This window comes from Streptomyces sp. P1-3, from assembly GCF_050613155.1.
Lineage (GTDB): Bacteria > Actinomycetota > Actinomycetes > Streptomycetales > Streptomycetaceae > Streptomyces.
This window is the reverse complement of the sequence record NZ_CP192512.1, coordinates 4,136,696-4,160,000: the sequence shown is the minus strand read 5'-3', so window position 1 is coordinate 4,160,000 and position 23,305 is coordinate 4,136,696. Positions and strand designations below refer to the sequence as shown.

Annotated in this window: 15 protein-coding genes (1 of these 15 only partly in view); 10 read left to right on the top strand and 5 right to left on the bottom strand. The window is 72.9% G+C overall.

Features of this window, described 5'->3' with window-relative positions; translation table 11 throughout:
- On the top strand, window positions 1-457 hold the 3' portion of the coding sequence (locus tag ACQUSR_RS17860; RefSeq protein ID WP_431047657.1) for an MFS transporter. The gene continues 845 nt to the left of window position 1, outside the view; the window shows 457 of its 1,302 coding nt (coding positions 846-1,302); its start codon lies beyond the left edge, outside the window; the stop codon is at window positions 455-457.
- 45 nt (window positions 458-502) lie between these two features.
- Here ACQUSR_RS17860 and ACQUSR_RS17855 read toward each other — a convergent pair whose 3' ends face one another.
- Both ACQUSR_RS17855 and ACQUSR_RS17850 read right to left on the bottom strand, forming a co-directional pair.
- A complete protein-coding gene (locus ACQUSR_RS17855; RefSeq protein ID WP_431043560.1) occupies window positions 503-2,557 on the bottom strand; it encodes an ATP-binding SpoIIE family protein phosphatase in 2,055 nt (684 codons plus the stop codon).
- A 374-nt stretch (window positions 2,558-2,931) separates the two neighbouring features.
- Complete coding sequence (locus ACQUSR_RS17850) at window positions 2,932-4,311, bottom strand: NAD(P)/FAD-dependent oxidoreductase (RefSeq protein WP_431043559.1); 1,380 nt, start codon at window positions 4,309-4,311, stop codon at window positions 2,932-2,934.
- Between the two features lie 288 nt (window positions 4,312-4,599).
- Between ACQUSR_RS17850 and ACQUSR_RS17845 the strand changes: the two genes are divergently transcribed.
- Entirely contained in the window at window positions 4,600-5,322 is a 723-nt protein-coding gene (locus tag ACQUSR_RS17845; RefSeq protein WP_431043558.1) for a TetR/AcrR family transcriptional regulator, read from the top strand.
- A 350-nt stretch (window positions 5,323-5,672) separates the two neighbouring features.
- Window positions 5,673-7,796: a sigma-70 family RNA polymerase sigma factor gene (locus ACQUSR_RS17840; protein ID WP_431043557.1), complete on the top strand. Its 2,124-nt coding sequence runs from the start codon at window positions 5,673-5,675 to the stop codon at window positions 7,794-7,796.
- A 19-nt stretch (window positions 7,797-7,815) separates the two neighbouring features.
- On the opposite strand, the gene ACQUSR_RS17835 is transcribed toward ACQUSR_RS17840, so the two are convergent.
- Together ACQUSR_RS17835 and ACQUSR_RS17830 are read right to left on the bottom strand one after the other, a co-directional pair.
- Window positions 7,816-11,409: an AfsR/SARP family transcriptional regulator gene (locus tag ACQUSR_RS17835; RefSeq protein WP_431043556.1), complete on the bottom strand. Its 3,594-nt coding sequence runs from the start codon at window positions 11,407-11,409 to the stop codon at window positions 7,816-7,818.
- Window positions 11,410-11,740: 331 nt separating this feature from the next.
- On the bottom strand, window positions 11,741-13,822 hold the full coding sequence (locus tag ACQUSR_RS17830; protein ID WP_431043555.1) for an asparagine synthase-related protein: 2,082 nt from the start codon (window positions 13,820-13,822) through the stop codon (window positions 11,741-11,743).
- Window positions 13,823-14,570: 748 nt separating this feature from the next.
- Between ACQUSR_RS17830 and ACQUSR_RS17825 the strand changes: the two genes are divergently transcribed.
- The 7 genes from ACQUSR_RS17825 (at window position 14,571) to ACQUSR_RS17795 (ending at window position 22,607) form a co-directional block, all read left to right on the top strand.
- A complete protein-coding gene (locus ACQUSR_RS17825; protein ID WP_431043554.1) occupies window positions 14,571-16,004 on the top strand; it encodes an MFS transporter in 1,434 nt (477 codons plus the stop codon).
- 94 nt (window positions 16,005-16,098) lie between these two features.
- Window positions 16,099-17,310 (top strand): L-2-hydroxyglutarate oxidase, encoded by a 1,212-nt coding sequence (lhgO, locus tag ACQUSR_RS17820; RefSeq protein WP_431043553.1) that lies wholly within the window; start codon window positions 16,099-16,101, stop codon window positions 17,308-17,310.
- Window positions 17,311-17,517: 207 nt separating this feature from the next.
- Entirely contained in the window at window positions 17,518-18,243 is a 726-nt protein-coding gene (gene trmB, locus ACQUSR_RS17815) for a tRNA (guanosine(46)-N7)-methyltransferase TrmB (protein ID WP_431047655.1), read from the top strand.
- A gap of 209 nt (window positions 18,244-18,452) precedes the next feature.
- On the top strand, window positions 18,453-19,910 hold the full coding sequence (locus ACQUSR_RS17810) for a PrsW family intramembrane metalloprotease (protein ID WP_431043552.1): 1,458 nt from the start codon (window positions 18,453-18,455) through the stop codon (window positions 19,908-19,910).
- An 84-nt stretch (window positions 19,911-19,994) separates the two neighbouring features.
- Window positions 19,995-20,528, top strand: a complete 534-nt coding sequence (locus ACQUSR_RS17805) for a SigE family RNA polymerase sigma factor (protein ID WP_431043551.1) — start codon at window positions 19,995-19,997, stop codon at window positions 20,526-20,528.
- A complete protein-coding gene (locus ACQUSR_RS17800; protein WP_431043550.1) occupies window positions 20,521-21,384 on the top strand; it encodes a hypothetical protein in 864 nt (287 codons plus the stop codon). Before ACQUSR_RS17805 ends, ACQUSR_RS17800 begins: the two co-directional genes overlap by 8 nt.
- A 35-nt stretch (window positions 21,385-21,419) precedes the next feature.
- Entirely contained in the window at window positions 21,420-22,607 is a 1,188-nt protein-coding gene (locus ACQUSR_RS17795; RefSeq protein ID WP_431043549.1) for an Ig-like domain-containing protein, read from the top strand.
- Here the strand turns inward: ACQUSR_RS17795 and ACQUSR_RS17790 are convergent.
- A complete protein-coding gene (locus ACQUSR_RS17790; protein WP_431043548.1) occupies window positions 22,591-23,142 on the bottom strand; it encodes a GNAT family N-acetyltransferase in 552 nt (183 codons plus the stop codon). The two genes, ACQUSR_RS17795 and ACQUSR_RS17790, sit on opposite strands and share 17 nt — an antisense overlap.
- Between the last annotated feature and the right edge of the window lie 163 nt (window positions 23,143-23,305).

Below are 23,305 nucleotides of genomic sequence, written 5' to 3'. Positions count from 1 at the left end.
GGTCATCGCGCTGGTCGGGCTCATATGGACGGCGGCATGGCTGGCCGCTGCGGCCTCGGGGCTGGTGCACGGCAGCCACGCCATCGCGACCGCCGCGATCATTTCGACGTACGCGATGTTCGGAATCGGCGAGGCGATGCTGTCGCCGACGATTGCGCCGCTGGTGGCCGATCTCGCTCCGGCCTCCCGTATCGGGCAGTACAACTCGGCGTTCGCCCTGGTGAAGCAGCTGGCTCTCGCCGTCGGCCCGGCGGTGGGCGGTGTGCTGGCCGGTGCCGGTCTGTACACGCCGTACATCGTGATGCTCGTCGTCTGCTCGCTGGGCATCACCGCGCTCGCCCTCCGGCTCGGTCGTCATCTGACGGCCGCGCAGGACAACCCGATGCGGGCGGTCCCGGCGCCGCTGCCCGCACAGCGGACGGCCGCCGGTGCGGAGCAGGTGACCGCTGCGGCCTGATGGCTCGCCGACGGCACGCCGCCTCGCGGGCCAAATCCGCTTCGGCTAGCCCGCCGGGAGGGCGAACTCGCACCACACGGCCTTGCCCCCGCCCGGCGTGCGCCGTGAGCCCCACGACGAGGCGATGGTGGCGATGATCGAGATACCGCGGCCGGCCTCGTCCGCGGGATCGGGGCGGCGGCGGCGCGGCAGATGGTCGTCGCCGTCCGTCACCTCGATGATCAGCCGACGGTCCGTGCGCCGCAGCCGCAGCCGCATGGGCGGGGTGCCGTGCTGCAGGGAGTTGGCCACGAGTTCGCTGGCGGCCAGGACACCCAGGTCGCGCAGCTCTGTCGGGAACCGCCAGCTGGCGAGGACACCGGAGGCGAAGGCACGCGCGCGTGGCGCGGCCTCGACGCCCCCGAGGAGTTCCAGCGCGGCGTTGTGGAACAGCTCGGCGTCGTGCCCGGTACGTGCCGGGTGCTGCACCACGAGAACGGCGACGTCGTCGTCGTGTTCCTCTGTGATGCCGAGGGTGCGGATGAGGCGGTCGCACATCACCTGGGGTGTGCCGGTCGCGCCGGTGAAGGCCCGCTCCAGCTCGGCGACGCCGTCGTCGATGTCCTTGTCCCGCCGCTCCACCAGGCCGTCGGTGTAGAGGACCGCGCTGGAGCCGGGGCCGAGCGGCACGGAACCGGAGGTGTGCAACCAGCCACCGGTCCCCAGTGGCGGTCCGGTGGGCTCGGCGGCCCGCCGGACCGTGCCGTCCGGATCACGGACGAGGATGGGCAGGTGGCCCGCCGACGCGTACACCAGGCGGCCCTCGTTGGGGTCGTGGACGGCGTAGACGCACGTGGCGATCTGGCTGGCGTCGATCTCGGCCGCGAGGCCGTCGAGGAGCTGAAGGACCTCGTGCGGGGGGAGGTCGAGGCGGGCGTAGGCGCGCACAGCGGTACGCAGCTGGCCCATGACCGCGGCCGCTCGGACGCCGCGGCCCATGACGTCACCGATGACGAGCGCGGTACGGCCCGCACCGAGGGTGATCACGTCGTACCAGTCGCCGCCCACCGCGGCGTCCTCCCCGCCGGGCCGGTAGGTCGCGGCGATCCGCAGATCGTCCGGCTGCTCCAGTTCCTGGGGCAGCAGGCTGCGCTGAAGGGTGACGGCCGCGTCGCGCTGGCGGCGCTCGCTGGCGCGCAGCCGCTCGGCCGCCTCGACCTGGTCGGTGACGTCGGCCCCGAAGACGAGGACCCCTCGGTAGGTGACGGGGCGCGGGGCGTCGGGGCGAGTACCGGTGTCGGTGTCGGGGTCCGTTGCGCTGTCGGGGCCCCTGGTGGTGTCGGGATCCGCCGACGGGACGGGGGCCATGACGCTGCCACTGTCCTGGTCCGCTGCGGGCTCCGGTACGGGTGAGGCCGGAGCCGCGAGCGCAGGTGCCGTGACCTCGATCGGCGTGCAGGTGAAGGTGTAGTAGCCGTCACGGGACCGGCCGCCGGTGCAGGCGGTTTCCTGGTTCGCCCCTGCCCCGGCCTGTGAACCGGAAGCGGCGGTGCCCGTCGGCCCTGTGTCATGTGGGGAGCCGGGCGTGCGCGCGTCCCCATATGAGCTGTGCTTCCCGTCCGGATGGGCGCCTTGCGCTGCGTCCGTGGTCGTCGCGAAGCCGCCGCTCGGGACACGGCGGGACTTGACCGTACGGGGCTTGCCGCTGCGCAGGACTTGGTCCATGAGGGGCAGGAGGCCCAGCTCACCGAGCTCGGGGAGTGTCTCCCGGGCCGGGGTGCCGGGGGTGCGGGCGCCGAAGACGGCCGCGTACGCCTCGTTGACGTACGCGAGGCGGTGCTCCGGGCCGTATACGACGGCCACCAGCGCGGGGACCTGCCCGAGGATGTCGTGGATCGTCGTCCCGCCGAGCGTGGGCACGGGCTGTCCGTGGGCGCCGCCGTCAGCGGCCCCGGGCGGTTCCGCCGCCGAGCCGGAGCCCGATGCCGTCGCGGCCTGGCGCACGGAGCCGGGGCGCTCGCCGCGGGCCGTCGGCACGGAGCCGCCGGCGGTGCGGTCGGATCGCGCGGCGGCGCGTCGCTGTGTTCCGGGGAGCCGAGCGCTCCAGCGCGTGAAGTTCACTGAGGTTTGCCTCGCGGTGTCGTTTCGGGGCGGCCCGTCGGGGTGGCCGCCCCGCGCCAGCGGCTGCGGTGACGGTCAGCGGCAGTGCTGCGGTCACGTCTGAGGGTGCGGGGGCCGGCCCCAGAGGAATACAGCAAACGTCCGGATCCTCGCGGTTGTCACTCTTAACAGGATTGTCACTCTTCGTAGACGCGAGCCCACCCATGGTCACACGCCCAGTGTGACGGACTGGACTGACATCCGTCAGACGCCGGCCACTCGGAGGGAGTTCCCCGCTCCGCCGCGGCGAGCCCGAACATACTCAAACGAGGGTCGCGGCACCGCCGGAGCCGGTCACCGGCGGGCACTGCCGGGGGCCGACGGCGGCCGGGCGCTCAACTCGCCTCGGGATGACGCCCTGTGCCCGCCGCGAGTTCGAACTCGGCACGCGGGTTCTCCAGCGATCCGAGCGAGACGATCTCACGTTTGAAGAGCCCGGCGAGTGTCCATTCGGCCAGCACCCGCGCCTTGCGGTTGAAGGTCGGCACCCGGCTGAGGTGGTAGACGCGGTGCATGAACCAGGCGGGATAGCCCTTGAACTTGCGGCCGTAGACGTGCGCGACCCCCTTGTGGAGGCCGAGGGAGGCGACGGAGCCGGCGTAGCTGTACTCGTACTCCTTGAGCGGCTGCTCACGCAGCGCGGCCAGGATGTTCCCGGCCAGCACCTTGGCCTGGCGGACCGCGTGCTGCGCGTTGGGGGCGCACTCCTTGCCCGGCTCCTTCGCCGTGAGGTCCGGGACGGCTGCGGCGTCCCCGGCGGCCCACGCGTGCTCGACGCCTTCGACACGCAGGTCGGGGGTGCAGACGAGCCGGCCGCGGCCGTCCTTCGGCAGATCGGTGGCGGCCAGGATGGGATGGGGCTTCACGCCCGCGGTCCACACCAGAGTGCGGGTGGGGAAGCGGGAGCCGTCGCTCAGCACGGCCACCCGGTCCTCGCATGTCTCCAGGCGCGTTTCGAGGCGTACGTCGATGTTCCGGCCGCGCAGCTCGCGCACCGCGTACCGGCCCATCTCCTCGCCGACCTCGGGGAGGATGCGTCCGGTCGCCTCCACGAGGATCCATTTGAGGTCGTCCGGCGTGATGTTGTGGTAGTACCGCACGGCGTAGCGAGCCATGTCCTCCAGCTCGGCGAGCGCCTCGACACCCGCGTATCCGCCACCGACGAATACGAAGGTGAGCGCGGCGTCGCGGACGTCCGGGTCACGGGTGGAGGAGGCGATGTCGAGCTGCTCCAGCACGTGGTTGCGCAGGCCGATGGCCTCTTCCACGGTCTTGAAGCCGATGCCGTAATCGGCCAGGCCGGGGATCGGGAGGGCACGGGAGACGGAGCCGGGAGCCAGCACGAGCTCGTCGTAGTGGATCGCGATCGCGCCGGTGCCCTCCTCCTCGGAGGCGAGGGTCTTGATGTTCGCGGTGCGTTTGGCGTGGTCGATGGCGGTGGCCGCGCCGATGACGACCTGGCATTTGGGCAGGACGCGGCGGAGCGGTACGACGACGTGCCGCGGTGAGATGGATCCGGCAGCCGCCTCGGGCAGGAACGGCTGGTAGGTCATGTATGGCTCGGGGTCGACCACGATGACCTGTGCCTCGCCGCGCTTCAGCTGCCGCTGAAGGCGCAGCGCGGTGTACATCCCGACGTAGCCACCACCGACAACGAGAATGCGCGCAGGTTCCTTCACCCTCCCATGACGCACCTGTGACCGGAGTTTGTCCACAGGCCCGACGAATTGTGTGACCGGAGGCGGTCGCGGGCCCACGGACCGGCCGCCGGCGAGACGCGGGGAATGCGTGCAGGTCAGCGCCCGGAAACGAGCCCCCGGACGAGGGCGCAAAGCGGAGAGATCGGGCCCGTACTCCGATCGGGGGGCGGGACGTGCCGAACTACCCCCTTCTTTCTTGACCTGGGCTCAACTATGTTCGTACTTGGTCGGGGTTGAGACTGCCCCGATCAGTCAGGGCGGGGAGTCTCCGGGGGGAGACGCGTCATTACCGGGGGAACACATATGCATATCCAGGGTTCTCATTGGTCCGCTGCTGTCGCTTCGGCGGACGGGACCGGCGGTCGTCATACGCCGCTGCGCGTGGACGCGCAGCGCAATCTTGAGCACGTTCTACGCGCGGCGCGCGAGGTCTTCGGCGAGCTGGGCTACGGCGCGCCGATGGAGGACGTGGCACGGCGGGCTCGGGTCGGCGTCGGCACGGTGTACCGGCGTTTTCCCAGCAAGGACGTGCTGGTGCGGCGAATAGCCGAGGAGGAGACGGCCCGGCTGACCGACCAGGCGCGGGCCGCGCTGGGGCAGGAGGACGAGCCGTGGTCGGCGCTGTCCCGCTTCCTGCGTACGTCCGTGGCGTCCGGCGCCGGGCGGCTGCTGCCGCCGCAGGTGCTGCGGGTCGGCGTCGATGTGGAGGCGGAGGAGCCCGCGCGGGTGCCGCACCAGCGGCAGCCGGGTTCGAACCAGCCGGAGCTGCGGCTGGTCGAGCAGCGTCCGGCGCCGCGGCAGGAGCGTGACGACGCGGGTGTGGCGGCGCTGCTGGAGGTCGTCGGGCAGCTTGTCGAGCGGGCGAGGGCAGCGGGTGAGCTGCGGGCGGATGTGACGGTCGCGGATGTGCTGCTGGTGATAGCGACTGCGGCGCCTTCGCTCCCGGACGCGGCGCAGCAGGCGGCGGCGTCGGCACGGCTGCTGGACATCCTGCTGGACGGGCTCCGGTCGCGTCCGCAGAGCTGACCGGCTCCCATCGGCGGAGAAGACCGGCCCCGTCGGCGGAGCTGACCGGCCTCGTCGGCGGAGCTGGTCCGCTTGTCGGCGGAGCTGGTCGACTGTTGTCGGCAGACCTGGTCGGCTGCCGACCGCGCGTCGGCCGGCTCCGTCTGCGCTGCCTGCCCCTGCCTCGCGGTCAGGCATCCGGGCAGGCGGGCGCCCGGTTGCCGAGCTTCCCCCGTCCGGGTGAACGCTAGCGCCGTCGTACGGCACCCCGCCCCGGAAGAGTGGTTGCGGGTTGTACGGGGTGGCGCTGTTGGACGGCTGTGGCACTCTTGCCCTGTTCGAGTGCGTCGGTCGTGTCGGGGGCTTCCGTTATGGGTGTTGACGGGCGGGGAGAGTCGCGCGACCGCAACGAGCGGGACACGGGCGCGCGAGAGACCGAGGCAACCGGGTCGACAGGGTCGACAGGGTCCGGAACGAGCGGGGTCGACGGGGCAGGGCCCGGCGAGACCTCGTCCCCAACCGGGACTCCTGGCGGCGGTGAAGCCGGCAGGACCGTCCCCTCGCCTCAGGTACCGGTGCAAAGGGGCAGGCACCGCCGTGGCAAGGCCGTGTCCCGGCCGAGCCCGAGTGTGCCGTCGCAGCGGGACCGCGGCGGGGAGACCGGTGCGGTCGCCGAGGCGGAGGGCGGGGCGGCGCCGTCGGACACCGACCTGGTCACGCGACTGCGCGACGGTGACGACACCGCGTACGAGGAGCTGTACCGCCGCCATGCCGGTTCCGTGCGGCGGTACGCCCGTACCTGCTGCCGGGACGCCGACACCGCGGACGACCTAACGGCCGAGGTGTTCGCGCGGACACTGCAGGCGGTACGGGGCGGGGCGGGGCCGGATTCGGCCGTCCGCGCCTATCTGCTCACCACGGTGCGGCGGGTCGCGGCGGCGTGGGGCAAGACGGCCAAGCGGGAGCAGCTCGTCGAGGATTTCGCCGCGTTCGCGTCCGACGCGGCACGGCCCGCGGCCGAGGCGAGGACCCATGACCAGGGCGCGGACGTCAAGGCCATGCACGCCGCCGAGCGCACCCTGGCCGTCAAGGCGTTCCGCAGCCTGCCGGAGCACTACCAGACGGTGCTGTGGCACACCACGGTCGAGGAGGAGTCGCCGCGTGAAGTGGCGCCGCTGCTCGGTCTGTCGGACAACGCCGCGGCGGTGCTGGCGCACCGGGCCCGGGAGAAGCTCAAGCAGGCGTATCTCCAGGCCCATGTGAGCACCGCGCTGACCGAGGGCGGGGACTGCGCGCGCTACGCCGACCGGCTGGGCGCGTACGCGCGCGGCGGGCTGCGGACACGGGCGGAACTCGGGTTGCGCAAGCACCTGGAGAACTGCCCGAAGTGCCGCACGGCGGCGCTGGAGGTCGCCGACGTGAACGCGCGGCTGCGCGCGGTGCTGCCGATCGCGGTCATCGGCTGGTTCGCGGGCGGGTACGTACTCAAAGCGGCGGCCGGTGCCGCCGCGGGCGCGGCAGGGGCCGGTGCCGTGGGTGCGGGTCTGGGCGCGGGGGCGACAGCCACGGCAGGCGGTGCGGGAGCGGGGTCCGGGGCCGCAGCGGGCGGTGCGGGAGCGGGAGCCGGGGCCGCGGCGGAAGGCCTGGGCGCCCCGGTGAAGGTGGGCATCGCGGCTGGCGTCGTCGTCGCGGCCGCCGCCACCGCGCTGGCCCTCACCACGGCCAACGGCGGACATACGAAGCAGGCCGAAGCCAAGCCGGCGGCGTCACCCGCCGTTCCGGCGAAGCCGACGCCAGAGCCCACCCCTCCGGCGGAGTCGAAGGCCACGCCCGTGCCGTCGGAGCCGAAGCCGAAGCCCACCCGTCCCTCCTCGAAGCCGAGCCCGACCGCAGCCCTGCCGGAGCCCACTCCGACCGCGCCGAAGCCCACCACGGCCGCACCACGCCCGACTCCCACCCCCACCCCCACCCCACCGAAGCCGACTCCGAAGCCGACTCCGACGCCGACGTCCAAGCCGACGTCGAAGCCGACACCGCCCCGGCCCACTTCCACCCCCGCCCCCACCGCCTACCAGCTCAACCGCCTGGAGTTCAGCGGTGCGGGCGACGGCACGGAGCCGGAGCTGCGGCAGGGCGAGAGCAGCTGGCTGTGGCAGCGCTGGGGGCTGTCCATAGGCGGCACCCCGTACCCCCACGGCGTGACCGTGGGGGAACCGTCATCGCTGACGATCGACCTCAACCGCGCCTGTGTGTCCTACAGCGCGTACGTCGGCATCGACGACCTGACGCTGGGGCTCGGCGCCGCGCGCTTCTCCGTGTACGCGGACGGGGTACGACTGTGGCGCTCCCCGATGATCCACGGCGGCGACCCGGCCGTGCCCGTCCAGGTGCCGCTGTCCGGACGGAAGACGATCCGGCTGGTGGTCGACCGGCATGGCTCGCTGGGCAAGGTGGCCCTGGCGGACTGGGCGCAGTCCGTCATCAAGTGCACGTAAGCCATCAAGCGCATATAAGTCATCCATCGCACGGAGTCGGAGGAGAAGCAGGAGCAGGAGCAGGAGCAGGAGCAGGCGGGGTGATCGTGTCGAGCAGCGCGACGCACTCGTCGGCGCTCAGTCGCGCACCCGCCGCGCGCAGCTCCTCGAACGCGCCCTCGCCCAACGCCTCGCGCAGGGCCTCCGTCACGTCTGCGACCTCCTCCTCCAGTGACGGCGTACGCGGCTGTCCCGCGCGCCATGCCTCGGCCGCGCCCAGCAGCCGGGCAGCCGCAGCGTGGCCCGCCAGCTTGAGGAGGACATAGGCGGCGGTCTCCGCCTGCAGGGCCAGCAGCGGCTCCGCATTGTGCGACTCGATGCCCATGCGCAACGTGTCACGGATCTTGCGCAGACCACCCGCCGCGTCGCCGCTGTCCGTCGTGATCCGGGCGTCGAGGCCGCCGAGCACCGTCCAGAACTGCGGTGGCGGGTTGGCCCCCGCCGCCCCCCGCAGCGTGGCGTCGCACAGTGCCCGCGCGGCGGCGACATCGCCACCACGCAGCTCGATCAGCGCGCGCAGGATGCCGTTGAAGGCGCGCGCGTCCCGCACGCCGTAGCGCTCGGCCTCCGCCTGGGACTCGTCCAGCAGCCGCACCGCCTCCGGCAGGTCCCCGCAGTGGTAGGCGAGTTCGGCGAGCCGGGTGATGAGGAACGGGGTCTCGGTGTAGGCGCCGATCTCGCGCGCGAGCCGCAGCGCCTCCTCGTGCGAGGCCCGGGCGTCGGCGTAGCGGCCGTGTGCCATGGCCATCTCGCCGTTGGCCTCCTCCACCTGCGCGAGTATCCAGCGGTCCCCGACGCGCCTGCTCAGCTCGCGCAGCTCCGGCCACCCCCGCTCGGCGCGGGCCATGCCGCCGGGCAGATCGATCTCCAGGTGTGTACGCAGCATCAGCAGCGCGCCGAGTGCCCATTCCTCGCCGTACCGGCGGCAGTTGGCGACCGCCTCGTCCAGGAGCGGCACCACGCCCGTGTGCCCGTCGATGACGTATCCGGTGAACGGCCACAGAAAGCCGGGGAAGCGGGTGCCGCGCGGGCCGGGGCGACCGGCGTAGGCGGCGCGGATGGCGTGCGCGGCTGCCAGGGATTCGGGACTCCGCAGCTCCTCTTCGGAACGCTGCTCGGAGAGCAGGAAGAAATGGAGGAGGCGGAGGTCGATCAGATCCTCATGGCGGGAGGAGCGGACCGGGTCCGCGAACGGCTCTGCGGCCGGATCCGCGACCTGCTCCGCGGCCCGCTCTCCAGGCGAATCCGGAGCGATCAGGTCCACTGCCCGGGCCGTCCACGAGGCACCCTCGTCGCGGTAATTGCGCAGCCACCAGAACCAGCCCATGTCGAGGACGATGGCGATCACGCTGCCTTCGTCGCGGCACTCGATGGCACGGTGCAGCGCCGCACGGATGTTGTCGAGCTCGGCTTCGACGCGGCGCAGCCAGGGGAGTTGCTCCGCCGAGCGCAACCGCGGATCGGCGGTGTGGGCGAACGCCCTGAAGTGCGCTGTGTGGCGGCGGATCGCGGCGGCGTGGTCCTGGCGGGCGGCCGTGGTCCCGGCGGCGCGCTCGATGACGTACTCGTAAATGGTTTCCAGCATGCGGAAACGGACTTCACTGTCCGGCCGTTGGGGATGCTGGGGATGGTCGACCACCAGCAGGGACTTGTCGACCAGTGCGCTGAGCAGGTCGAGGACATCATGGTGCTCGATCCGTACGGACGGATCCGGCGCGTCGGCGCCCCCCTGCCGCACCGGATCGGCACCCTCCTGCTGCGCGGCGTCCGCGAGCCCCTGCCGCACGGCATCCACGCGCCCCTGCTGCGCCGCGCCGGCACCTCCTTGCGGCGCCGCGTCGGCGCACACCGACTCCGCCGCGCCCAGGGTCCAGCCGCCCGCGAACACCGACGCGCGCCGCAGCAGCGTGCGTTCGCGCTCGTCGAGCAGGTCCCATGACCAGTCCACGACCGCGCGCAACGTCTGTTGGCGCGGCAGCACGGTCCTGCTGCCGGTGGTCAGCAGCCGGAACCGGTCGTCCAGTCGGTCCGCGATCTGCCGTGGGGTGAGCAGCCGGAGGCGCGCCGCGGCGAGTTCGATGGCCAGCGGCAGGCCGTCGAGGCGGCGGCAGATCTCGGCGACCGCGGCTTCGGTCGCCGGGTCCCGGGCCGGGTCGAATCCGGGGCGTACGGCCGCGGCACGCTCGGCGAAGAGCTGGTGCGCGGGGGCCGGAAGCAGCGGTTCCACCGGGCGTACGGTCTCGCCGGGTACGCCGAGCGGCTCACGGCTGGTGGCGAGGATGGTGACACCCGGGCAGGCCGCGAGCAGCGTCTCCGCCAACGCGGCGGCGGCGTCGATGACATGCTCGCAGTTGTCGAGGAGGAGCAGCAGGCGGCGAGGGGCGCAGTACTCGATGAGCCGCGCGGTCGGGTCGGCGGCGTCCGGTCCGCTCGTACGTCCTTCGAGTCCCGAGCCGAGGAGGGACGTCTCGCGGCGGCCGAGCGCGCTGAGAACGGTGCCGGGTACGGCGCATGGATCATCGAGCGGGGCCAGTTCGGCGGCCCAGATCCCGTCGGGGTGCGCGGCGCCGAGGGCCGCGGCCGTCTCCTCGGAGAGCCGGGTCTTGCCGGAACCACCAGGTCCGGTCAGCGTGACGAGGCGGGACGAGCTCAGGTCGTCGCGGAGCGCTCCGATCTCGTTCTGGCGGCCGACGAAGCTGGTGAGACGGGCGCGCAGATTGCCAGGGACCGGGCGGGAGGCGGGAATGGGGCCGGGCAGCGCGGCGACAGGCGGCCCGAGCACCGGCGTTCCCGGCATCCGGGCGTCCGGCATCCGCGCTTCCGACGTCGGAGCTTCCGACGTCGGCGGCCCGCCGTTCAGCAGCTGGCCATAGAGCCGCTGAAGCTCCGACCCTGGTTCCGTACCGAGTCTGTCCGCGAGTCCGCGGCGTACGTCCTCGTACGCCGCGAGCGCGTCCGCGGACCGCCCGGCCGCACGCAGCGCCTGGATCAGCTGGGCGTGGAACGTTTCGTCAAGGGGGTGGTCGGCGACCAGCTCGCGCAGCTCCGGGACGAGGCCCGCGGCCCGGCCGAGCGCCAGATCAGCCGCCACCCGCTGGTGCAGGGCGGTCAGCCGCAGCGCCTCGGGGCGGGCGGCCGCCGCTTCCCGGTCCGGCAGGTCGGCGAGCGCCGGGCCGCGCCAGAGGCCGAGCGCCGTACGGAGCGTGGCGGCCGCGGTCTCCGGGTCGCCGGCGTCGAGAGCACGTCCCCCGGCATCCACCAGGCATTCGAAACGCAACAGGTCGACGTCGTCGGGGACGGCGTCGAGGCGGTAGCCGCCGGGTGCGGAGAGCACCGCGTCCTTTCCGATGGCGCGCCGCAGCCGGCCGACGAGAGCCTGGAGCGCGGCCGGCCCGTCGTGCGGTGGGGCGTCACCCCAGACCTCGTCGATCAGGACGTCGACGGGGGTCGAGGCGGGGCGTGCGGCGCGCAGCGCGAGCGCGGCGAGGAGGGCGCGCAGCCGGGCTCCGCCGACGGGGAGCGGCTGCCCGTCGGCGGCACGCGCTTCGGTGGGGCCGAGTATCAGATACCGCACGGGAACATGGTCCTTGGTGAGGAGAGCGGGGACGGGGAGCGGGAGCGGGAGCGGGCAGGGACAGGGACAGGGACAGGGAGCGGCAGGGCAGGGACGATGGGTACCGGGACCAGGGCCGGGGACTCCAGACCAGGGTCCGGGACCGCATATTCACGGGCATCGGCCCCGGAACGCCAGGGCACCCGCCGATTGTCCACACATACGCGAGAGCGTCCCGGGCTTGCTGCCCCTGCATCCCCGTCTGCGCCCCCGCCCCCTCCCGCCGTCTCCCCCCTGTCCACCGTCGTCGCCCAGGCCATTGGCGGGCCTCATGCGTCCGACTGCCCGATGCTCACAGGCTGGGGCGCGGAACCACTCCGCCCGCCACCGCCCGCTGACGCGGTGCCGCCGTGCCCGTCCAGCAGGTTCCGCGCCGGGCCAGCAGGCGGCGCAGCCACAGTTCCGTGGCGACCAGCTCCGCCAGGCCGTCCAGCGGGAGCCGTTCGCCCTCCGCCGCCGCCCGCAGGGCCTTGCGGACGACACGTGCCTCGACCAGTCCCGCGTCCGCCAGCAGCGGCGCGTCGAAGAGGTCGATGAGCTCACTCGCATACGTGCGCAGTCCGGCGCGTACGGCGGCGTTGTGGGCGGCATGGGACGTGGCGCCCCAGCCGGGCGGCAGGTCGCGGATGCCCGCGCCCGCGAGCACGGCGCGCAGGACCGCGGCGCGCGCCCCCGGTTGCACGCGGAGCGCTTCGGGGAGCGCTCGACAGGCACGGACGACCTGGTTGTCCAGGAAGGGCGCGTGCAGGCGCTGGCTGCGTACCTCCGCCGCCTGTTCGAAGACGCGCTGGTCGGCGGCGTACCGGGCGAGCGCGGCGTCGGCACGGCGCTCGCCGGGGCGGCGGAGCGCGGCGGGCCGGGCGGCCGCCGCTTCCAGACGAACCGATACTTCCGCCAGCGCCTCACCGGTCAGCCACCGCGCGGCGGGCCCGGGGCGGCACCAGGTGAGCGCGGCCAGGGAGGCGGAGACCGCGCCGGTGGCTCCCGGCCCGGCGTCGCCGGTGAAACGGCGTTCCATCAGGCGGTGCGCGGCGTCCTCCAGACCGTCCTTGTACGGCGTTCGGGCCAGTCTGCGGGCGGCGCGGTAGACGGTGAAGGGGACGAAGAAGGAGTGCGCGGACGGCCCGTCGGCGCGGGCGAGGGCCGTGGCGGGCCGCAGCAGATCGCGGCGGCGCCGGTCGAGCAGCAGATCCGCGAGGCGGGCGGGATGCGCGTCGAGCACTTGGCGGGCGCCGTGCCCGATGAAGTGGTCGGCACTGCCCGCGACGAGTCTGCGGCGGTGGCGTTCGGCGTGGACGAGGGAGGGGCCGGGCTCGTCGGTGAGCGGTCCACCGCCGAGGGACGCGTACGGCAGGGCCTCCTCGGCGGCTGTGACCACGACGTGGTGCAGGCGGGGGTTCTCGGCGATGCTGCGGGCGCGTTCGAGTTCCGCCTCGCGGGTCCGGCCGCGTACGACCAGGTCGTTGAAGGTGACGACGAGCAGGCGCTCGCCCGCCCCGGTGCCGTGGCCCAGCACGGTGCCCGGCACGCCCGGCAGCCCGGCGGCCAGCAGCGCCAGCGTGCCGGAAGCGCTGCCTCCGGACAGATCGGCGCCGACGCCGGGGGCCGGTGCGCCGCGGGCCGCCCGCCGCTCCGCCGGACCCATCCCGGGGACGGGACCGGGGTCGCGGCCACCGGACTCGGGGGCGTGGCGGGGTGCGGTGAGCCTGGCCCGTACGGCGTCGACCAGCGCGTCCCGCACCCCCTCCACCGCCTGCTGCGGGTCGAGTTGGGGGGCGGCGACGGCGAGGGAGGCGGTGGGTTCGTAACCGACGATGTCGCGGGCGCCCTCGCGGAGGATCAGCGCGTGGCCCGGCGCCACGCGCCGTACACCCGCGTAGGGGGTGCCGTCGCCGACGGCCTCCGGGGAGTCGGGGCAGGCGAGCAGCGCGGCGAGGTGGCTGACGTCGAGCTGCGCCTCGACGAGGTCGGCGAGGGGGAGCGCGGCGGTGGCGTAAGCGGTGCCGCCCGCCCAGTCGGTGTGGAACACGGGCCGGGCACCGGCGAGATCACCCACGACGGTGACGCGCCGGCCGACCTGGGCGACGGCGGTGTAGCTGCCGGCCCAGGCGGTCAGATGCCGCAGGGCGCCGCCGCGCGCGGCGAACAGCCCGACGCGCAGTTCCTCGTCGGTCGCGGCGCAGCAGCCGAAGACGGCGAGCCTGGTGAAAGGGTCGGTCTGGACGACGCGCACCTCGTCGGGGCGCCAGTCGCCGACAGCCCAGAGCGGATCCGGGTCCGCCCACAGCAGTTGGGCACCGACCGGCTGTACGCCACCGTGGTCGGCCGTGGCCGGTCCCGAGGCGGCTCTGCTCCACCCCACCAACCACCGCATCGCCGCCTCCACAGGCTGTGGACAACCAAGAACCAGCAGTCATCTTGCGCAGCAATATGCACAGCAAGTCGACGGATTCGGCACCTGGTCGGGCAACGCTCGGGCAATAACGGGATCACCACGGGCACGCGCCCTCGCACGCGCCCCGAGGGTGCGCGCTGCCGCTCCGCCGTGGCCCATGCTGCCACGAGTAGGGCGCACGGGAGCGTGCGCGCGCGAACGACACGTCGGTGGCGCGGCGTTGGCGCGGGCGCCAACGCCGGGGTCGGCGCGGCGGCGCGGCACTGGAGCCGGCAGCCCCGGGGCTTCCGCGTCGGGCCTCCCCCTCCCCGGCCCGGCGCGGCAGCCCGGCCGTCAGGAGCGGCTTTCAGCCATTTTTCTGACGGACCTTCCGTGGGCTTGCGGAGGCCCCACACCACAGTCCGGGAGGTGGCGTCCACCTCCCGGACCGTTCCGCCGCCCGCGGGGAATGAGGCGGCGGCATCCCCCAGCCCACCGGCTTCTACGCCGCGGGCCGACCCACGCACCACTATGGAAACGTCCCCGCGGCAGGCGGGACAGAGCGCACAGACGGGCGCACAGCCACACACACCGGGAGCACACGCCCCGTCCCGCACCCGCGTTCGTACAAGAATCTCGCCATCCGGGATTAGACCTCTTAACGGTCGGGATCCGGCGAACTACGCTGGGTTTACGAATGCCCCGTGCCTATGCCGGGGCGGCCGTCGGCGCTGTTCGAGGGGTGCGCATGTCCAGGGAGCCACGCGGGCCGAACGAGAAGCTCGGCACCGTTCTCGCGCTCGCGGGAATCAGCAATGCCGGGCTCGCGCGCAGAGTCAACGACCTCGGCGCTCAACGCGGCCTGACCCTTCGCTACGACAAGACGTCCGTGGCCCGCTGGGTCTCCAAGGGGATGGTCCCCCAAGGGGCCGCCCCCCATCTGATCGCCGCCGCGATCGGCTCCAAGCTGGGCCGTCCGGTGCCACTGCACGAGATCGGGCTCGCCGACGCGGACCCCGCCCCCGAGGTCGGCCTCGCCTTCCCGCGCGACATCGGCCAGGCCGTACGGACCGCGACCGAGCTCTACCGCCTGGACCTGGTGGGGCGGCGCGGGGGCGGCGGCATATGGCAGAGCCTCGCCGGCTCCTTCGCGGTGAGCGCCTACGCCACACCCGCCTCACGCTGGCTGATAACGCCCGCGGACACCTCTGTCGCACGAGAGCCCAAGGAAGCCGACAGCGGCGGCGGAACAGACGGCCTCTCCCAGCGCGTCGGGCACAGCGACGTCACCAAGCTGCGGGAGGCCGCGGAGGACGCGCGCCGCTGGGACTCCAAGTACGGGGGCGGCGACTGGCGTTCCTCGATGGTGCCCGAATGCCTGCGCGTGGACGCCGCCCCCCTGCTCCTCGGCTCGTACAGCGACGAGGTCGGGCGGGCGCTGTTCGGCGCCACCGCCGAACTCACCAGGCTGGCCGGCTGGATGGCCTTCGACACCGGGCAGCAGGAGGCGGCCCAGCGGTACTACATCCAGGCGCTGCGGCTCGCCCGCGCGGCCGCCGATGTGCCCTTGGGCGGGTATGTCCTGGCGTCGATGAGCCTGCAGGCCACATACCGCGGCTTCGCCGACGAGGGTGTGGACCTGGCGCAGGCCGCGCTTGAGCGCAACCGCGGCCTGGCCACCGCACGCACCATGAGCTTCTTCCGCCTGGTCGAGGCGCGCGCCCAGGCCAAGGCGGGGGACGGGCCTGCCTGCGGGGCGGCGCTGAAGGCCGCGGAGGGGTGGCTGGAGCGGTCACGCGCGGGCGATCCGGACCCGTCCTGGCTGGACTTCTACACCCACGAGCGGTTCGCGGCGGACGCCGCCGAGTGCTATCGCGACCTGAAGCTGCCGCGCCAGGTGCGGCGGTTCACCGAGCAGGCGCTGTCACGGCCGACGGAGGAGTTCGTGCGCTCGCACGGGCTGCGGCTGGTGGTGTCGGCCGTCGCGGAGCTGGAATCGGGCAATCTGGACGCGGCGTGTGCGCAGGGCGCGCGGGCGGTGGAGGTGGCGGGGCGCATCTCCTCGGCCCGCACGACGGAGTACGTCCGGGACCTGCTGCACCGCCTGGAGCCGTACGGGCACGAGCCCCGCGTCGCCGAGCTGCGGGAGCGCGCGCGGCCGCTGCTGGTCACCCCGGCCTGAGGGTCGTCGCGGGCCCGTTGTCAGTGGGGCGCGTCATGATAGTGATCGTCGTGCGAGCGGTTGAGCGTCGGGAGCTGCGGGGAGGTGACGTGACGTGACGGCGTGGGATTGCGATGTGCTGGTGATCGGGGGCGGCATCGTCGGCCTGTCGACGGCGTATGCGATCACACGGGCCGCGCCTGGCACCCGCGTGATCGTGCTGGAGAAGGAGGCGGGCCCGGCCCGCCACCAGACCGGCCGCAACAGCGGAGTGATCCACAGCGGTATCTACTACCGTCCGGGATCGCTGAAGGCCCGGTTCGCCGTGCAGGGCGCCGCCGAGATGGTGAAGTTCTGCGCGGAGCACGACATCCCGCACGAGGTGACCGGCAAGCTGATCGTCGCGACGGAGCGCGCGGAGCTGCCCCGGCTGCACGCCTTGGTGCAGCGCGGCCGGGAGAACGGCATACCGGTGCGGGAGCTGGGTCCGGCCCAGATCCTGGAGTACGAGCCGCATGTGCGCGGCCTGGCCGCGATCCATGTCGGTTCCACCGGCGTGTGCGACTTCAAGGCGGTGGCGGCGCGACTGGCCCGGCTGGCGGAGGACGCGGGAGCCTCCGTGCGGTACGGGTCCGAGGTCCGCGCCATCGGGCGCCGCCCGTCGGCGGTCGCGGTCCGTACGGCGGACGGGACGGTGCTGCGAGCAGGGGCGCTGGTCAACTGCGCGGGGCTGCACTGCGACCGGATCGCCCGGCTGGCCGGAGACGACCCGGGGATGCGGATCGTCCCCTTCCGAGGCGAGTACTACGAGCTGGCCCCGCCTCGGGCCCCCCTCGTCAGGGGCCTGGTCTATCCGGTGCCCGATCCGGCGTTCCCCTTCCTCGGCGTGCATCTGACGCGCGGCATCGAAGGCGAGGTGCACATCGGGCCGAACGCGGTGCCCGCGCTCGCGCGTGAGGGCTACACCTGGCGCACGGCGCGGCCCCGCGAGCTGGCCGAGACCCTGGCGTTCCCCGGCCCCTGGCGGATGGCCCGGGAGCACTGGCGGTACGGCGTGGGCGAGCTGCGTCGCTCGGTGTCCAAGCGCGCCTTCACGGCCGCCGTCCGCCGCCTGCTGCCCGTGGTGACGGCCGACGATCTGGTCCGGGCCCCGGCGGGGGTACGCGCGCAGGCGGTGCTGCGGGACGGCACGCTCGTGGACGACTTCCTCTTCGCCGAGTCGCAGCGCGTGGTCCACGTGCTCAACGCGCCGTCCCCGGCCGCGACGGCGTCCCTGCCCATCGGGCGTGAGGTGGCCCGGCGGACGCTGGCGGCGTTGAGGAGCTGAGGACTCCCCGCACACGTGTCGTGACCGACTCATCACGCGTCCCGGCCTCGCTACCGATTCCACGTGCGGACAAGGGCGCTTCGTCCCCGACTCCTCCGCGCCCGTCCCCACTGTCCGCGGCACCCGTAGAATCGACCTACTGTGTCCGAGAACCACACCACCACCGAGCAGCGCGGAGCGTCCGTCCCGCGAGACCGCCGCGCACCGATGTTCCCCGACGGGCCGGTGCCCGATCCGGCCGGTTCGCACCACGAGCGCCGCATCCGCTCGTTCCGTCCCCGACGCGGGCGCGTGACCCCTGGGCAGGGCGAGGCGCTGCGCCGGCTGTGGAACCAGTGGGGCCTGGACATCGACGGTCTGCACCGCATCGACCTGGGCGAGCTCTTCGGTGACCCCGAGCTGCCCGTCGTGCTGGAGATCGGTTTCGGCATGGGCGAGGCCACGGCCCAGATGGCGGCGGCCGACCCGGGCACGGGCATACTCGCCGCCGACGTCCACACCCCTGGCCAGGGAAACCTGCTCGCTCTCGCGGAGCGGAACAGCCTTTCCAACATCCGGGTGGCGAACGGCGACGCGATCATCCTCCTGCGCGAGATGCTGGCCCCCGCTTCGCTGTCCGGCCTGCGCGTCTATTTCCCCGACCCGTGGCCGAAGAAGCGGCACCACAAGCGCCGTCTGATCCAGCCCGAGTTCGTCGCGCTCGCCGCGACCCGGCTGAAGCCCGGCGCGCTCCTGCACTGCGCCACCGACTGGGAGCCGTACGCGGAGCAGATGCTGGAGGTCCTGACCGCCAGCCCCGACTTCGAGAACACCCAGGCCGACGGCGGGTACGCACCGCGTCCGGACTTCCGTCCGCTGACGAAGTTCGAAGGTCAGGGGCTCGAGAAGGGCCATCGCGTCAACGACCTGCTGTTCCGGCGCCGTACGGCGTGAGGTCGCTCCGAGGGCGGGCGGCGTGAGGTCGCTCCGGCGCCGCACGCGATGCGGTCGCTCCTGAGCCGCACGCGTTGCAAGTTGCTCCTGACGCCGCACGTGTTGCGGTCGCTCCGGCGCCGTACGGCGTGAGGCCGCGGGACATCGCGCCGGGGGCGGCTGGGCATAATCCCTGAGCCCCCCGCTCTCCCCTTCGTTAGGGTCGTCGAGTGCACGAGTCCCCGTCCCAGCCCCCGGTGCCGGGGTACGAGCCGCAGCCGCGTTTCGCGGCCATAGCCGGGCCCGGTGACTGGCGCTACCGGCTGCGGCGCGCGCCGTGGGACAACCGTGCGCTGCATGCCGGGGCGCTCGTCGTCCTGCTCTCGCTCTCCGGGCTGGTCATCCTCGCGCTCGTCCGCCAGCAGACCGGGACCAAGGGCTTCCTGGTCGGCCTGGGGCTCGCCGTTCTGCCCGTGCCTTTGATGGTCGCGGCCTTCCGCTGGATGGATCGGGTCGAGCCGAAGCCCTGGCGGAACCTGGTCTTCGCGTTCGCCTGGGGCGCGTGCGCCGCGACACTCGTCGCGCTGCTCGCCAACGGCTTCGCGACCGAGTGGCTCACGAGGACCATCGTCGACTCCCGGTCCCGGGACGACGCGGCCGATGCCGCGTGGGGCGCCACCTTCGTCGCGCCCGTCGTGGAGGAGAGCGCGAAGGCAGCCGCGATACTGCTCCTGTTCCTCTTCCGGCGCCGCGACTTCAACGGGATCGTGGACGGCGTCGTGGTCGCCGGAATCACCGCCACCGGTTTCGCCTTCACCGAGAACATCCTCTATCTGGGCAACGCGTTCGTCGACGACCAGGAGCTCGGGTATTCCGGCGTACGCTCCACCACCGCCGCGACGTTCTTCATCCGGGCGATCATGTCCCCGTTCGCGCACCCCCTGTTCACCGCCATGACGGGCATAGGCTTCGGCCTCGCCGGCGCGGCGACCCAGCGGCAGCGCGCCCGCCGCGTGCTCCTGCCGATCGCCGCGCTGCTCGCCGCCATGGTCCTGCACGGCATATGGAACGGGTCCGCCACGCACGGCGGCCTCAGCTTCCTCGCCGTCTACGCCCTGCTCATGGTCCCGCTGTTCGGGCTGCTGATCTGGCTCACCATCTGGTCGCGCAACAACGAGCTGCGCACGATCCGCACCCATCTCCCCGCCTACCAGGCCGCCGGCTGGCTCACCCCGCCGGAACCGGTGGCATTGTCCTCGCTCCGGGCCCGCGGCATCGCGCGCGATCTCGCGCGCCGCACTCAGGGTGCCGCGGCCGCGCGCGCGGTCGCCGAGTACACGGCCTTCGCCACCTCCCTCGCCTTCCTCCGGCGGCGGGCGTATCGGGGCACGGCGGGCCCGGACTTCACAGCGCGCGAGCAGGAGCTGCTGCACCATCTGTGGCAGCGCAAGGACGTCGCGCAGCCCGTGCTGGCGCACGCGGCGCTGTCGGTGCCCGCACCGCGTGTGCCGCTGTACTGGGGGCCCGCGCCGCACTGGGCGCCCGCACCGCATCCGGCAGCCGCACCACGCCTGGGGCCCGCCTCGCGCTGGGGGCCCACGCCGTACGGCACAGGCGCGTTGCGGGTAGTGCCGTCCGGGATGTACCCCTACGGGGTCTCCCCCCAGCCTCCGCGAAATGGTCTGTAACCTTTCGCCGCCGCCGAGCGTGCCCATTACAGGAGCGGAAAGCACCGCGCGCGCAGGGCGGCGCACGGGGGCAGCGGGGGGCACATGTCAGCAGCATCAGATTTCGACCAGTTCTACGCGGCGACAGCCAAGCGGCTGGTCGCCGCGGTCTACGCCGCGACCGGCGACCTGACCGAGGCCGAGGACGCGGTACAGGAGGCATACGCCCGCGCGTGGCAGCGCTGGGACCGCCTCACCGAGGAAGGCGATCCGACGCCATGGGTCCGGACGGTCGCACTCCGTCTGGCCGTCAGCTCGTGGCGCCGGGCACGTAACCGCATGCGCGCGCACGTGCGCCACGGCCCACCGGCCGACCTGCCCGATCTGGCCCCCGACCGGGTGGCGCTGGTGCATGCCCTGCGTGGGTTGAAGCCCGACCAGCGCACCGTCGTCGTCCTGCACCACCTGCTCGATCTGCCCATCGAGCAGGTCGCCCGGGAGACCGGGGTCTCGGAAGGCACCGTGCGTACCCGGCTCAGCCGTGCCCGCAAGGCGCTCGGGCCCCATCTCCGCGACGCCGAAGCCCCGGCCCCGACACTCGCCGCACGCCCACCAAAGGAGGTGCCCACCCATGGTTGATCTGGAAGAGCGTCTGCGCGAGATCGCGCGTGCCACCGAGCCCTCCATAAGGCTCGCGGGCCCGGAGGCCGCGCGGGCCAGGGGACACCGCCGCCGCGCCCGCAAGCGGGTGACGATCGCCGCCTCCGCGGTGTTCACCGCGACCGCGCTCACAATCGGCTCCTGGCAGCTGCTGCCCGGCGACGATGCGAGCCGGACCCTGCCCGCGGGTCCGGCGCCATCGCCGACGACCACCGCCGACACCCCGGCGACCACCGCGGCGGTCCCGTCCGCCGCGCTGCTCCCGCCGGCTGCGATGCCGTTCTCGGCGTACGCGCACTGGAAGTCGGTCCGGAGCACCGACGGAACCGACGCACCGCTCCTGGACGTCAACAAGGACTGCCGGTTGACGGGCCTGGACGGCAACCGCACCCCCGTGCCCCGGTCGCAGCGCGCCCGCACCTACGAAGGCCGCAAGGACGACCAGAAGGCACGGCACACGATCAACGCCTACGCGAACGAGAGGGACGCCGTGACGGTGTACACGGCGCTGGAGGAGACGATCCGAACGCGCTGCGGCAGCCCAAGGGGAGTCGGCGCTCTGGACGACAAGCCCTCCGGCTCGGCGAAAGCGCCGCGGATCACCACATACATCTGGACCCCCGAATCCGCGCCGGAGGGCATGCAGGTGGTGCTGATGCGCTCCGGCACCCGTGTCGCCGTCGTCCAGGCCGCGGGTACGCCAGGCTTCGCCGAGTACACCGACGGCGTCGCGACCTACTGCATGTCGGTATCCCTGTGGCGGAGCCAACCTTCCGCCGCTTCTTCACCTCCTCCCTACGAGAGCAACCCGGAAGAGGCGAAGCGCCGTTGCTGACCCGACGACCCCACGACCACCTCAAGAGGCCCACTGTGCGATCCCTCCGTCCCGTACGCCACCTCCAACTCCTCGTGGCGTCGTCCCTCGCCCTGACCGCGCTCGTCGGCTGCCAGTCGGCATCGGCCGGCGACAAGGCCAAGGACACCGGGCCCGCCCGCATATCGGCGACCCGGAGCAGCGACGACCGGCCGCTCGCCCCGGACCAGACGATCAAGGTCGACGCATCGGGTGGCACGCTCACCAAGGTCGACGTCACCTCCGGCGACGGCGAGGCCGTGCCGGTGACCGGTGCCTGGGGCGAGGGACGAAAGAGCTGGCGCTCGACCCGGACCATGACGCCGGGCGCGAGTTACACCATCCGGGCCACCGCGACCAACGCCGCGGGCGAGCGCACCACGCACCGCTCCACCTTCCGCGTCCGTCCCGCCCAGCTCTTCAACGGCGTCACGGTCACCCCGACCAACAACAAGGTCGTCGGCGCCGGCCAGCCCGTGTCCGTGGCCTTCGACCACCCGGTGAAGGACAAGGCGGCCGTCGAGCGGCGGCTCTCCGTCACCACCACCCCGAGAACAGAAGGCTCCTGGGGCTGGGTCCGCGACCCCCTCACCGGAGTCGAACGCGCCGACTGGCGGCCCAAGACCTACTGGGCCAAGGGCACCAAGGTCACCCTGCGCGCCCAGCTCAGCGGCGTGCACACCGGTGACAGCCGCTACCTCCGGCGCGATGTCACCAGCGCGTTCACCATCGGCACGGTGCGTGTCTCCAAGGTCGACCTCAGCAAGCACACGATGACGGTCTACGAGGACGGCAAGAAGATCAGCACTCTTCCCATATCCGGCGGCTCCCCCGCGTACCCCACCTGGAACGGCACGATGGTCGTCCTGGACAAGGCCCCCATGGTCAACATGACCAGCGAGTCCGTCGGCATATCCGACCCCTACAACAAGGACGTCCCCTGGGCCGTTCACCTCACCACGTCCGGCACCTACGCCCACGCCGCACCTTGGAACGAGGGCAAGGGCATCTTCGGTAACGTCAACAAGAGCCACGGCTGTGTCGGTATGACCAGCAAGGACGGCAAGTGGTTCTACGACCGCGCGGTCCGCGGCGACATCGTCGAGGTAACCGGCTCCAGCCGCCAGACCGTGCCCACGGGCAACGGCTACGGCGACTGGAACCCGTCGTACGAGGAGTGGCAGAAGCTCAGCGCCCTGGACTGACGAGCCGTCGGCTCATGAAGAGCGCGGTCTCGCCCTCCGACTGCGTGCCGTCGTACAGGCTCGTGTCCAGACCGCACAGGGTGAAGCCGATCCGCTGGTAGGCGCGGATCGCGGGGGCGTTCACGTTGGTGACCTCCAGCCAGGCTGTGCGGGCGCCGCGGTCGTGGCCGTAGGCGAAGGCCCGGGTCATCAGGTGGCGGCCGATGCCCTGGCCTCGGTGGGTGGGGGCCACGGTGACCTGGCGGATGACCAGTCGGTGGTTCCAGTCCTCGTAGTCGAGTGCGATGAAGGCGCAGATGCGGTCGCCGTCCACCGCGACCACCGTGTGGTCGACCCGGTCGTCGTCCTCGTCGTCCTCGTCGTCCGGGAAGTGCTTCGTCAGGGGCGGGCGGACGGGTGCCGGGTGGAGCGAGAAGCCGGTCGCGGTCGCGGTGACCTCGTACACGGTGTCCGTGGTGAAGGAGTCGTCCAGCGCCGTGAGTTCGGCGTCGTCGGCCGGGGTCGCTGTGCGGTACATGTACGGGGGCGTCGTCATTGACCAACCTTCAAGCGATCGAATAGCGGCTGCGGCAGGCTTCGGATCCGGACAGACCGGCGGCCCTGGTGTCAAGGGGGGAGAGAGACCAGGGCCACCGGCGTATCAGGGCGTGGGGGGGAAGGAGGGAAGCAATGGGTGGGGGGCGCGGGCGTGCGGCGTC

What these genes read in the sequence shown, in the direction of transcription:
- ACQUSR_RS17840 (WP_431043557.1), top strand. Translation starts at nt 5,673, where the DNA reads ATGGGTGTTGACGGGCGGGGAGAGTCGCGCGACCGCAACGAGCGGGAC.
- ACQUSR_RS17830 (WP_431043555.1), bottom strand. Translation starts at nt 13,822, where the DNA reads ATGCGGTGGTTGGTGGGGTGGAGCAGAGCCGCCTCGGGACCGGCCACG.
- ACQUSR_RS17845 (WP_431043558.1), top strand. Translation starts at nt 4,600, where the DNA reads ATGCATATCCAGGGTTCTCATTGGTCCGCTGCTGTCGCTTCGGCGGAC.
- ACQUSR_RS17800 (WP_431043550.1), top strand. Translation starts at nt 20,521, where the DNA reads ATGGTTGATCTGGAAGAGCGTCTGCGCGAGATCGCGCGTGCCACCGAG.
- ACQUSR_RS17825 (WP_431043554.1), top strand. Translation starts at nt 14,571, where the DNA reads ATGTCCAGGGAGCCACGCGGGCCGAACGAGAAGCTCGGCACCGTTCTC.
- ACQUSR_RS17790 (WP_431043548.1), bottom strand. Translation starts at nt 23,142, where the DNA reads ATGACGACGCCCCCGTACATGTACCGCACAGCGACCCCGGCCGACGAC.
- ACQUSR_RS17805 (WP_431043551.1), top strand. Translation starts at nt 19,995, where the DNA reads ATGTCAGCAGCATCAGATTTCGACCAGTTCTACGCGGCGACAGCCAAG.
- trmB (WP_431047655.1), top strand. Translation starts at nt 17,518, where the DNA reads ATGTTCCCCGACGGGCCGGTGCCCGATCCGGCCGGTTCGCACCACGAG.